The 11,252-nt window shown below is 64.7% G+C and carries 11 protein-coding genes; 6 read left to right on the top strand and 5 right to left on the bottom strand.

Going from position 1 to position 11,252, the window contains the following annotated elements:
* The first annotated feature begins 121 nt into the window (after positions 1-121).
* Both mnmH and NCT32_RS18010 read left to right on the top strand, forming a co-directional pair.
* A complete protein-coding gene (gene mnmH, locus NCT32_RS18015; RefSeq protein WP_061115661.1) occupies positions 122-1,189 on the top strand; it encodes a tRNA 2-selenouridine(34) synthase MnmH in 1,068 nt (355 codons plus the stop codon).
* Positions 1,190-1,215: 26 nt separating this feature from the next.
* Complete coding sequence (locus tag NCT32_RS18010) at positions 1,216-2,268, top strand: permease (RefSeq protein ID WP_061115662.1); 1,053 nt, start codon at positions 1,216-1,218, stop codon at positions 2,266-2,268.
* Between the two features lie 18 nt (positions 2,269-2,286).
* On the opposite strand, the gene NCT32_RS18005 is transcribed toward NCT32_RS18010, so the two are convergent.
* The 3 genes from NCT32_RS18005 to NCT32_RS17995 are packed head-to-tail and all read right to left on the bottom strand — an operon-like array spanning position 2,287 to position 4,805.
* Positions 2,287-2,424 carry a hypothetical protein gene (locus NCT32_RS18005; protein ID WP_250477438.1) on the bottom strand — a complete coding sequence of 46 codons (138 nt, stop codon included), beginning with the start codon at positions 2,422-2,424 and terminating at the stop codon, positions 2,287-2,289.
* Positions 2,402-3,403 carry a cytochrome d ubiquinol oxidase subunit II gene (gene cydB / locus NCT32_RS18000; RefSeq protein ID WP_061115663.1) on the bottom strand — a complete coding sequence of 334 codons (1,002 nt, stop codon included), beginning with the start codon at positions 3,401-3,403 and terminating at the stop codon, positions 2,402-2,404. Before cydB ends, NCT32_RS18005 begins: the two co-directional genes overlap by 23 nt.
* A 4-nt stretch (positions 3,404-3,407) precedes the next feature.
* Positions 3,408-4,805 carry a cytochrome ubiquinol oxidase subunit I gene (locus tag NCT32_RS17995; protein ID WP_061115664.1) on the bottom strand — a complete coding sequence of 466 codons (1,398 nt, stop codon included), beginning with the start codon at positions 4,803-4,805 and terminating at the stop codon, positions 3,408-3,410.
* A 348-nt stretch (positions 4,806-5,153) separates the two neighbouring features.
* Between NCT32_RS17995 and NCT32_RS17990 the strand changes: the two genes are divergently transcribed.
* From NCT32_RS17990 to NCT32_RS17980, 3 genes are all read left to right on the top strand, one after another.
* Positions 5,154-6,026, top strand: a complete 873-nt coding sequence (locus tag NCT32_RS17990) for a neutral zinc metallopeptidase (RefSeq protein WP_061115665.1) — start codon at positions 5,154-5,156, stop codon at positions 6,024-6,026.
* Between the two features lie 190 nt (positions 6,027-6,216).
* The gene (waaC, locus tag NCT32_RS17985; RefSeq protein WP_061115666.1) at positions 6,217-7,230 is read left to right on the top strand and encodes a lipopolysaccharide heptosyltransferase I; all 1,014 of its coding nucleotides are present in this window, start codon (positions 6,217-6,219) and stop codon (positions 7,228-7,230) included.
* A gap of 174 nt (positions 7,231-7,404) precedes the next feature.
* Positions 7,405-8,307 (top strand): flagellar brake protein, encoded by a 903-nt coding sequence (locus NCT32_RS17980; RefSeq protein WP_061115667.1) that lies wholly within the window; start codon positions 7,405-7,407, stop codon positions 8,305-8,307.
* 29 nt (positions 8,308-8,336) lie between these two features.
* Here the strand turns inward: NCT32_RS17980 and NCT32_RS17975 are convergent, their stop codons facing one another.
* Positions 8,337-8,990 carry a DsbA family protein gene (locus tag NCT32_RS17975; protein ID WP_250477437.1) on the bottom strand — a complete coding sequence of 218 codons (654 nt, stop codon included), beginning with the start codon at positions 8,988-8,990 and terminating at the stop codon, positions 8,337-8,339.
* Positions 8,991-9,118: 128 nt separating this feature from the next.
* Complete coding sequence (locus NCT32_RS17970; protein ID WP_061115669.1) at positions 9,119-10,459, bottom strand: FAD-binding oxidoreductase; 1,341 nt, start codon at positions 10,457-10,459, stop codon at positions 9,119-9,121.
* A gap of 346 nt (positions 10,460-10,805) precedes the next feature.
* Between NCT32_RS17970 and NCT32_RS17965 the strand changes: the two genes are divergently transcribed.
* Positions 10,806-11,237 (top strand): OsmC family protein, encoded by a 432-nt coding sequence (locus tag NCT32_RS17965; RefSeq protein WP_061116053.1) that lies wholly within the window; start codon positions 10,806-10,808, stop codon positions 11,235-11,237.
* Positions 11,238-11,252: the final 15 nt, after the last annotated feature.

The raw sequence follows: 11,252 nt of genomic DNA, 5'->3' as shown, positions 1-11,252 counted from the left end.
GATTGATGCACTTTAGCCGCTTCGCGCGCGCCGCGCCGCGCTCAAAAATGCGCCGTCGGGCCGAAATCCGCCTGCATGCGATAATTTTCCGCTTGATTCAGCCAAAACCCGCCCGCAGCCCGTGAAAAACCTGCTCGTTTCCATCGATCGTCTGAGCGATTTCGACGAAATCGTCGACGTCCGCACGCCGCTCGAATTCGCCGAAGACCGCATTCCCGGCGCGATCAACGCGCCCGTGCTCAGCAACGAGGAGCGCGTGATCGTCGGGACGATGTACAAGCAGGTGTCGCCGTTCGAGGCGACGCGCGTCGGCGCGGCGATGGTCGCGCGCAACATCGCAACGCATCTCGACACGATCTTCGCCGGCAAGCCGCGCAACTGGCGGCCGCTCGTCTATTGCTGGCGCGGAGGAAAACGCTCGGGCTCGATGACGACGTGGCTCAACATGATCGGCTGGCAGGCGCGCCAACTCGACGGCGGCTACAAAAGCTACCGGCGCGACGTGATCGAGCGGCTCGGCACGCTGCCCGGGCGGTTTCGCTATATCGCACTGATCGGCCATACCGGCAGCGGCAAGACGCGGCTATTGCAGGCGCTCGACTCGGCGGGCGCGCAGACGCTCGATCTGGAAGCGCTCGCGGCGCATCGCGGATCGCTGCTCGGCGCGCTGCCGGGGCGCGCGCAGCCGTCGCAAAAAGCATTCGATTCGGCGCTCGTGCACGCGCTCTCGGGTTTCGATCCCGCCAAGCCGGTTTTCGTCGAGGCGGAAGGGCGGCGCATCGGCTCGATCACGATGCCCGATGCCGTGCTCGACAATCTGCACGTGGCGTCGTGCGTGCAGGTGGAAGCGCGCCGCGAGGACCGCATCGCGTTTCTGTTGCAGGACTACGGCCATCTCTTCGACGATCCCGCGTTCTTCAAGGCGCAGTTGACGAAGCTCGTCGCACTGCATAGCCGCGAGCGCGTGGCGCACTGGCATCGGCTGATCGATGAGAACGCGCGCGCCGCGCTCTTTGCCGAACTGATCGACCACCATTACGATCCCGCGTACCGGCGCAGCAATCAGGCGCTCTACACGCAATTGCCGCACGCGGCGCACGTGCTGTTCCGTCCGAACGACGCCGACAACATCGAGCAGGCGAAGGCCCTTCTCGCGCAACTTGCCGAGACGACGCCCGCGCTCGGCTGACCCATTTTCACCCCACGAAACAAAAAATTATGACCACGCTCCGACAACCGCGCGTCGCCCTCGGCTGGATGGTGTTCCTGCTGATCGCCGTCGCAGGCCTCTTCTACGTGAAATGGTTTCCCTACTACAACCGCGCGTTCGTCGCGGCGAGCCAGCATTCGATCGGTAAGTCAATTTTGATGGGCACGTCCGCCAGCGCGCCGGAACCTTCATGGCAAGCTGCGCTCGACTACGCGATGGCCTACGGCAAAGCGATCTGGCAGGCCATGGTGCTCGGCCTGCTGCTCGGCTCCGCGGTGCAGGCGCTGATTCCGCCGCGCTGGGTCGCGCGGGCGCTCGGCGAGCACAATTTCGGCAGCGTCGTGAATGGCGGCCTCATGTCCTTGCCGGGAATGATGTGCACGTGCTGCGCGGCGCCGGTCGTCGCGGGCCTGCGCGCGCGCGAGGCGGCGCCGGGCGCGGCTGTCGCGTTCTGGCTCGGCAATACGGTGCTCAATCCGGCGGCGCTGGTCTTCATGGGCTTCGTGCTCGGCTGGCAATGGACCGGTTTGCGCCTCGTGCTCGGCGTTCTGATGGTGTTCGGCCTTGGCTACGCGGTGAACCGCATGGTGACGCCGGCGCAGGCGGCAGCGTCGCGTCAGGCGCTCGCGAAGCTGATCGAAGAAGACGAGCCCGGCACTGCGTTCTCCCGCTGGGTCAAGATCCTCGGCCGCATGACCTTGCGGCTCGTGCCGGAGTACATCGTGCTCGTGCTGCTGCTCGGCGCGGCGCGCGCGTGGCTCTTTCCGCACATCGGGCCGGATATCGGCAATGGCATGCTGTGGATCGCCGCATTTGCCGTCGCGGGCACGCTTTTCGTGATTCCGACGGCGGGCGAGGTGCCCATCATTCAGGCGATGCTGTCGCTCGGCATGGCGACGGGCCCGGCCGGCGCGCTCCTGATGACGCTGCCGCCCGTCAGCGTGCCGTCGCTCGCGATGCTCGCGCGGTCGTTTCCTCCACGCGTGCTCGCGTTCGTGGCGGCCGCGGTGGTGGTGTTCGGGATCGTGGGCGGGCTGATCGCGGCGGCGTGGTTCTGAGCGGGCGGGCTTCGCGCGTCAGTGAATCGCGGCTCCCGCCCGGATCAGCAACTTGAACGGGAGCGCGAGCAGCATCGTGCCGCCGACGCCCGCCATCCACAGCGCGACGAACCAGAAAATCTTCCGTGCGCGTTCAGTGGTAATGATGTTCGCCATGACGTACCTTTCCCCTGAAGACCCAATAACCGAACGTCGTATAAGCGACGATCACGGGCAGGATCACCGCCGCGCCGATGATCGTGAAGAGCTGGCTCGAACGGGGCGCGGCCACGTCCCAGATCGACACGCCGGGGAAAATCTCGTGCGGTGAAATGCTCGCGACGAGTCCCGCGTAGCCGAGCAGCACGAAGCCGAGCGCCACCGCGAACGGACGCTTCTCGTGACGCGACTGAATCGAGCGGCGCATCGCCCATGCACAAGCCGCGACGAGCACCGGCACCGGCAGCAGGCGGTAGAACAGCGGCGAATCGAACCAGCGCGACGCGATGCCCGCATCCTGCAGCGGCGTCCAGACGCTGACCACCGCGATCGTCGCGAGCTGCAAAAGCGTCAGCGGCCATACCACGCGATACATCCGCCGCTGCAGATCGCCTTCGGTTTTCGCGATCAGCCAGCACGCGCCGAGCAGCGCATACGTGACGACGAGCGCGCCGCCCGTGAAGATCGAGAAGGGCGAGAACCAGCCGAAGGGATCGCCGGCGAAACGGCCATCGGCGACGGGAATGCCGCCCAGGAACGCGCCGAGCGCCACGCCCTGAAAGAAGGTCGCGCCCGCCGATCCGCCGATGAACGCGAGATCCCACATGGGCTTCGTGCGCTGCGCCTTCGCGCGGATCTCGAACGACACGCCGCGGAAGATCAGGCACACGAGCATCAGCACGAGCGGCAGATAAAGCGCGGACAGCACGGTCGAGTAGACCATCGGGAAGGCGGCGAAGAGTCCCGCGCCGCCGAGCACGAGCCAGGTCTCGTTGCCGTCCCAGACGGGTGCGACGGTGTTCATCATCACGTCGCGATCACGCTGGTCGGGGAAGAACGGAAAGAGAATGCCGATGCCGAGATCGAAGCCGTCGAGCACCACGTAGAGGAAAAGACCGAACGCGATGATCGCGGCCCAGGCGAGTGTGAGGTCCATATACTTAGGCTCCTTCGATGGACTGATGCGGAAGGCTGAGCGGCCGGCGCGCGCTGCCGTCGGATGTGGGCGTGTGCGACCCCGGCAACGCGGGACCGTGACGCAGCAGCTTGAGCAAGTAGTAGATGCCGGTGCCGAACACGATCGTGTAGACGATGACGAACGCGAGCAGCGACACGCCGACTTGCTGCGCGGTGACCGGCGACACGGCATCGGCCGTGCGCATCACGCCGTACACGACCCACGGCTGGCGCCCGGCTTCGGTCGTGACCCAGCCCGCGAGCAGCGTGATGAATCCGGTCGGGCCCATCGCCAGTGCAAAGCGATGGAACCAGCGCGCATCGAACAGCCTGCGCTTGCGATGCAGCCACCACGCGGCAACCGACATCACGATCATCAGCACGCCGAGACCCGCCATCACGCGAAAGCTCCAGAACACGAGCGTCGAATTCGGGCGGTCCTGCTTGGGAAACTCCTTCAGTCCGCGAATCTCGCCGTCCCAGCTATGCGTGAGGATCAAGCTGCCGAGATGCGGAATCGATACGGCGTACTTCGTGGTTTCGGCTTCCATGTCGGGAATGCCGAAGAGATTGAGCGCGGTGCCGCCTTTCTCGGTGTCCCAGATGCCTTCGATCGCCGCGATCTTGGCCGGCTGATGTTCGCGCGTGTTCAGGCCGTGGGCGTCGCCGACGAGCGCCTGGACCGGCGTCAATGCGAGCAGCAGCCAGAGCGACATCGAAAACATCTTTCTGATGGCCGGATCGCGCCGGCCTTTGAGCAGATGCCACGCGCCGGTAGCGGCGACGACGAGCGCCGCGACGATGAACGCCGCAATCGCCATATGCGCGAGCCGGTACGGGAAGGACGGGTTGAAGATGATCGCCCACCAGTCCACCGGCACCACATGGTCGCCTTCGATGCGAAAGCCCTGCGGCGTCTGCATCCAGCTATTGGACGCGAGAATCCAGAACGTGGAGATGATCGTCCCGATGGCGACCATCAGCGTCGCACCGAAGTGCGCCTTCGGACCCACCTTGTTCCAGCCGAACAGCATGATGCCGAGGAAGCCCGCTTCGAGGAAGAAGGCGGTCATCACTTCGTACGTGAGCAGCGGCCCGGTGATGGGACCGGCGAAGCTCGAAAAGCCGCCCCAGTTGGTGCCGAATTCGTACGCCATCACGACGCCCGACACGACGCCCATGCCGAATGCGACAGCAAAGACCTTCGACCAGAAAAGACACAGCTCCTTGTAGACCGGCTTGCCGGTTTTGAGCCAGGCGCCCTCGAGCACCGCGATGAAACTCGCGAGTCCGATGGAAAGCGCAGGAAATATGATGTGGAAAGAGACGGTAAACGCGAACTGGATCCGCGCCAGATCGAGTGCTTCGGGAGTCGAATGCATGATGACTTGTGCCTTGAAGTTCACACCAGACGTGTAACGGGGCGGAGCTTAGCGCTATTTCGAGAAAGTGTTGCGCTGCGTCAGTGAATGTGCATTGCGCGCAAATGCCGCGGTTTCAAGGGGTTAGCGGTGCTATGAGGTTGATTCCTCGATTATTTCGGGGCGACGGCATAGTGCAGTGCGGCACGAGCGCGCACACGCTTTCGCGACAATCGACCGCACTGATCGCACGCCGCACGATGAAGCGCTGAGAAACAACTTTTACGTTGAAGCGGCACGAGACGTGCGGCGGGCGCGGGTACCATAATGGCTTTTGACCACGCGCACCGCGCGGGTAGGAGAAGCATCATGCGCCTCGATGACCAGCCAGAAAGTCAGAACGTAGAAGACCGGCGCGGCGGAGGCGGCTTGCGCATCGGCGGCGGGTCGCTCGGCATCGGGACGATCATCGTGGCGCTTGCAGCGTCGTATTTCTTCGGCATCAATCCGATGACGATCATCAACGGCGCGCAAGTCTTGCAGGGCAACGCGCCGCAACAACAGGCCGCGCCGCGCAACGCGCAGCCCGCCAACGATCCCGGCGCCGTGTTCGTGCGCCGCGTGCTCGGCAACACGGAACAGACGTGGCAGCACATCTTCCGGGCGCAATTGAATCAGGATTATCCGGCGCCCAGGCTCGTGATGTTCTCGGGCGCGACGCAGACCGCGTGCGGTACGGGACAGTCGGCGATGGGCCCCTTCTATTGTCCCGGCGACCGCAAGGTGTATATCGATCTTTCGTTTTATCGCGAGTTGCGCGACCGCTTCGGCGCGGGCGGCGACTTTGCGCAGGCGTACGTGATCGCGCATGAAGTCGGGCATCACGTGCAGAACGTGCTCGGCATCATGGGTAAGGTCGATCAGGCGCGCTCGCGGATGACGCGCGAGCAGGCGAATGGGCTGTCGGTGCGCGTCGAGTTGCAGGCGGACTGCTTCGCGGGCGTCTGGGCGGCGGTCGCGCAACGCGACAACGCGAAGCTGATCGAACCGGGCGATTTCGAGCAAGGGCTGAACGCGGCTGCCGCGATTGGCGATGATCGTCTGCAGCAGCAGTCGCAAGGGCGTGTCGTGCCCGAAGCGTTCACGCACGGCACGAGCGCGCAGCGCCAGCGCTGGCTGCGGCGCGGCATGTCGTCGGGCGACGTCGGCCAGTGCGACACCTTCTCGGCGCGCTCGCTCTGATCGTCATCGCGCGCGGCGACGGGCATGCCCGATTGGACTATTCTGGAACCGTCGCCGCGTCCGCTTACGCACGACGCTTACAAACGCTGACAGTGCCTTTGTCTCAAATTCATTAGAATCGCTGGTTTTCCGGTCCTGGCACAGCGTGTTGCTGTGCCGAAACATGCACCGGAGCATTCCCGTACCATCCATGAAGCGAATTCTGATCGTCAAAGTCACGTCGCTCGGCGATATCGTCGAGACGCTCCCGGTCGTGTCCGATCTGCGGCGCGCGTTTCCGTCCGCCAAAATCGACTGGGCAGCGGACGCCGCCTTCGCCGATATCATCCGCTGGAATCCGGGCGTCGACCGCGTGCTGAGCGCACCGCTGCGCAAGTTCAAGAAGGCGCGCAGCTGGAACGATCTCAAGGAGATCGCGGCGTCGATCGGCGAGTTGCGGGCAGAGAAGTACGACGTTATCGTCGATATTCACGGCGTGTACAAGAGCGCGATCATTGCGTTCATCGCCCGTGGGCGGCGGCGCTACGGCTACCAGAATCAGGATCTCGGCGAGCGCGGCGCGGCGTTCGCGTACAACGCGCGCTTCGGCCCTCGGCCGCTCACCGACGCGTGGCGCGGCATGCGCGTGAGTGTCGCCGACGCACTCGGCTATCAACTCGACGACACGCCGGACTACAACATTCGCCTTCCGGCTCTCACACGCGAACTGAATATTCCGCGTGACGCGCGTTTTGCGATGCTTTTTCACGCGACGTCGGCAGATGTGAAGAAGTGGCCGAAGGAGCATTGGGGCGAGGTGGGCCGCTGGCTCGCCGCACGTGGTTACTCGATCGCGCTGCCGTGGGGCACGGAACGCGAGCAGGGCGAAGCGCAAGCCATTGCAGCGCTCGTGCCGGGCGCCGTCGTTCTGCCGAAGCTATCCGTAGTCGAATGCGCGCACTGGATTCAGGCGTCGGAACTCGTTGTCGGCACGGACACCGGGCTCGTGCATCTCGCGCATGCGCTGCAGCGTCGCACGGTCATGCTGTTCGCCGCGACCTCGCGCGAACATTTCGGCGTAGACGATCCGGGGCGTTCCATTTCGGTCGGCGAAGAGGGCGCGCCACCCGATGTGCCGCAAGTACTCGCCGCGATCGAGAGCGTGACGAATGCGCGCTCCACGCCGCTCTCTCGTTCAGCCGAGTCCGGCGCGACGATTCGCTGAGAACGCATTCGCATCAAAACGTTTATGCGCATAAACCGGCGGCCGCCGCTAACCGGTAGGAAGTCCATTTGGCGATAAAAACCTAAGTGCGCCAACGTAAAATTTGCCAGGCGGCACTTGACGGCAAACTCGGCAAGCACGACGATTGCGAAAAACTTAAGAATCGTCCGAAAGATGACCGCCGAAACCGCCGTGGACGCGCGCCAGTCGCTGGTGCGCCTTGAAGCTTCCGAGATTCCGCTCAACGCCTGCCTCGAATGGCCGATCGTCGCCGCCGATGGCGCCCTGCTCTTCGATGCGGGCGCCACCGTGCCCGACACTCACTCGCTCGAATTCATGTTCCGCCATTTCGAGCCGCACCGCGCGCTCCGGGAGCCGGCACCGAGCGTGGCTGAAGACGACGCCGTCAAGGACGGACCGCTGACGCTCGAAGACATCGGTCTCACCATCGGCGCGCGGGTCGGGTTGCGCGGCACCGGCGGTACGGGCTCCGCAATGTACGCGAGCCGGGTGATCGGATTCTCGACGCCGCGTCGCAATGGAGAGCGCTCGCTATTCGTGACGCAACCGTTGATGGCCGGGTTCGATCCGCTCGATTTGACGCTCGGCGAGCAAGTCGATCTGGTCGCGCTCACGGGGCGGGGCGTGTTCCGCTTCGCCTGTACCGTCGATGCCACCTGTCGCGAGCCGTTCAACTACGCGGTGCTGTCCGCGCCGGGCGCGATCCGCAGATTGCGCACGCGCAAATTCGCGCGCATGCCGACGCGGCTTGCCGCGCACTTTGTGGCCGATGGTGAGCCGCAGACTGCGCGGCAACTGGGCCGTGTCAGCGACATCAGCCCTTACGGGATGTCCTTGACCGTCGCCAATCCCGCCGCGCAAGTGGGCGGTCGTCTGCACCTCGCGTTTCAGTTCAAGACCGATGGAGTCGACGTGAAGATCGACACCATCGCGATCGTGCGTCATGTGGGCTCGACCGATCCCGTCGACGGCAGTGCGGCCTACGGGCTCGAGTTCGAATCGCTCGAACCGGCGCAGCGCATCGCGTTGAAATCGTTCATGGCCGAGCACAGCTAGGCTCGCGCGCGACCGACCGCGAAGGCGGTTCAGACCCCCGGAAAGCCGTCCGGAAAGAGCCGCTCGACGGCCGCCTCGAAATGCTGGATCGGCGCGGCGCCGCGCAGCGCGATCGGCGGCGGCGGTTCCTGGCCGGGCGCGGCCTCTCGCGAGAGCACCGCGAACGGCACGCCGCTCACGCCCAGCTTCTTCGCGAACTCTTCATCTTCGATCACGAGATCGGTGTACGTGCCGTCATCGAGCGCTTCTTCGAGCATCTCCGGATCGACACCGCAGGTTGCCGCGATGTCGAGCAGCGAGTCCGTGTCGCCAATATCGATGCCTTCCTCGAAATACGCCTTGAAGATCGCCCGATGCACGAGATCGAAGCGGCCGGATTCACGCGCGAACATGGCCGTCTCGAAGGCCTTGCGGCTGCGCGGCGTGACCGGCGGCAAGCGCATCGTCACGCCGCGTTCTTCCGCGAGCGGACGGACCGAGTTTTCCCAGGACTCGACGATCTTCTCGTCGTTCGGATCGACCAGCGGCGCGGGCTCGGGGCGCAACTCGAACGCGTGCCAGCGGATCTCGACCGCATCGCCGTAGGCATTGCGGAACTGATCGAGCACGGGCGTCTCGAGATAGCAGAACGGACACACGAAGTCCGACCAGACGTCGATGTAAAGGACAGACGTGGATGCCATGTAAGCCTCAAAAACGAACGGCGCGTGTGCGCCGTTTAACTGAACCGGGCGAACGCCACGAGACGGCGGCGTCCGCAAAACCGGTATGTTAGCGCGTGCCGACCGCAGGCGCGCGCATGCCCGATGTATCAGAAGCCGCCGTCCATCTCGATCTTGCTGCCATCGAAGAATCGTGACAGGCGAAACGCGCGCGGATCGACGAGCGGTGCGTCGTTGGCGACGAGGTCCGCCATCAGCCTGCCCGCAGCCGGCCCGATGCCGAAGCCGTGCCCCGAGAAGCCCGTCGCGATGAAGAGCCCGCGCTTTTCGTCGACGGCGGAGATGACCGGCACGGCATCCGGCGTCACGTCGATGTATCCGGCCCACGCCTGTTCGATGCGCAGTCCGGCAAGCGCCGGAAAGAGCGCGCGGAACTCCGTGACCGCGGCCTTGTTGAAGGCCTCGACGGGCGCGGGATCGAGTGTGCGCGAGGTCTCGAAGACGGTCGGCCGATCGAGCGGCCAGCGGCGCGGCCGGCGCAATTCCTCGAAGAACCGCGCATTCAGTGCGAGCTTGGTCGAGCCGAACTGGCTTTTCAGCGCAGGCAGGAACTTCGTGAACAGGCGAAAACTGTCCGGCGTGATGTCGTGATAGCTATGAAACGCGTTGGCGATCGTGTAGCCGCCGTCGAGACGCTTGCGGTATCCCATCTCCTGATTGCATGCGCTCACGTCGGGGCCATTCTCCAGCGGCGACGTGCGCATCACCGATGAGCGCACCATGAGTTGCGGCACATCCACGCCGATGCTGCCGGCGAAATATCGCGTCCATGCGCCGCCCGCGACGACCACGCTCCCGCACGCGATGCGTCCGTACTCAGTGACGACGCCGCTGATCGCGCCGCCGTTCGTCTCGATGCCGCGCACCGCGCAGGGCGTCAGCACTTTCACGCCGCGTTCGCGCAATGCGACGGCCATCGCAGGCACGGCGCGTTGCGGCTCGGCGCGGCCATCGCTCGGGGTGTAGATGCCGCCCGCGAAGCGCCGCGCGGCGCCCGACATCAACGTGCCGGTCTCATCCGGCGAAACGATGCGCGAATCGAGCGCGTCGCGGCCGACGAGCGCCACGGCGCGCGCGAGCCATGCTTCGTGATCGGCGAGCGCTTTCGCATCGTCGGCGGCGTAGAGGATGCCGCATTGGCGAAACCCTGTGTCGATGCCGAGTTCGGCATCGATGTGTCGCCAGAGCTTGAGGCTTTCCAGACTCAGCTCGAGCTCGCGCAAGTCGCGGTGCGTCGCGCGGCACCAGCCCCAGTTGCGGCTCGACTGCTCGCCGGCGATGTACCCCTTTTCACATACGGCGACAGACAGGCCTTTCTCGATTAGCGCACGCGCGGTGCTGATGCCGATGACGCCGCCGCCTACGATGACGACATCGACGTGACTGGGAAGCGTGCGATCTTCGGGGATGCGTTCGGTGGGTGGACCCATGTGAGGTGGTGTTCGTTATCGTGTGGTTGCGGCGTGTCGATCCGCGGGTCAGAGGATGCTAAGTGAAGCAAGCGCTTTTGACCATACGAATGAAATCGACCAGCGGCAGCCGGACCCCGAGAATCCTCGCTGCACAAGGCAAAGCGGGCGGCATAGTCCGAACGCCATAGGCCGGTGCGCAAGCTCTCTGCGCCCGCTGGCGCGATCCGCTACGATGCAAGCGACGCGCTCGGAGCGTGCCGGTCCGGGCACGGCGCATGCGAATTACCAAGACGTGCATTACGCGTGCGCCGACATCGCGCGGCGCCGTTCATCGCAGTTCCACTTCATCTTCTGGAGAACTCTCGTGCAAAAGACAGCATCGGCAAAATGGAGCGGCGGCATCAAGGACGGCAAGGGTTTCATCTCGACGCAAACCGGCGTGCTCAACGAAGCGCCGTACGGCTTCAAATCGCGCTTCGAGGAAGGTCCGGGCACGAATCCGGAAGAACTGATCGGCGCGGCGCATGCGGGCTGCTTCACGATGGCGCTTTCGCTGCAACTGGAGATGGCCGGCATGAAGGCCGAGAGCCTCGAAACGAAATCGACGGTCACGCTGGAAAAAGACGGCGAAGGCTTCACGATCACCGCCTGCCAGCTCGATCTGAAGGCGAAGATTCCCGGCGCGGATAAAGCCGCCTTCGACAAGGCCGCGCAGGCCGCGAAAGAAGGCTGTCCGGTGTCGAAGCTCTTCGCGGGTAACGCGAAGATCACGCTGAACGCGGAACTCGTGTCGTAATCGGGCGGGCAGTCG

Source organism: Caballeronia sp. INML2 (genome assembly GCF_023631365.1).
In the GTDB taxonomy this organism is placed as follows: Bacteria; Pseudomonadota; Gammaproteobacteria; order Burkholderiales; family Burkholderiaceae; genus Caballeronia; species Caballeronia turbans.
Note: the sequence above shows the minus strand (reverse complement) of the source record. Positions and strands in the feature narration are given on the sequence as shown.

Coding starts and splice junctions, on each gene's coding strand:
- NCT32_RS18005 (WP_250477438.1), bottom strand. CDS start 2,424: ATGGCGAACATCATTACCACTGAACGCGCACGGAAGATTTTCTGGTTC.
- cydB (WP_061115663.1), bottom strand. CDS start 3,403: ATGGACCTCACACTCGCCTGGGCCGCGATCATCGCGTTCGGTCTTTTC.
- NCT32_RS17995 (WP_061115664.1), bottom strand. CDS start 4,805: ATGCATTCGACTCCCGAAGCACTCGATCTGGCGCGGATCCAGTTCGCG.
- NCT32_RS17990 (WP_061115665.1), top strand. CDS start 5,154: ATGCGCCTCGATGACCAGCCAGAAAGTCAGAACGTAGAAGACCGGCGC.
- waaC (WP_061115666.1), top strand. CDS start 6,217: ATGAAGCGAATTCTGATCGTCAAAGTCACGTCGCTCGGCGATATCGTC.
- NCT32_RS17980 (WP_061115667.1), top strand. CDS start 7,405: ATGACCGCCGAAACCGCCGTGGACGCGCGCCAGTCGCTGGTGCGCCTT.
- NCT32_RS17975 (WP_250477437.1), bottom strand. CDS start 8,990: ATGGCATCCACGTCTGTCCTTTACATCGACGTCTGGTCGGACTTCGTG.
- NCT32_RS17970 (WP_061115669.1), bottom strand. CDS start 10,459: ATGGGTCCACCCACCGAACGCATCCCCGAAGATCGCACGCTTCCCAGT.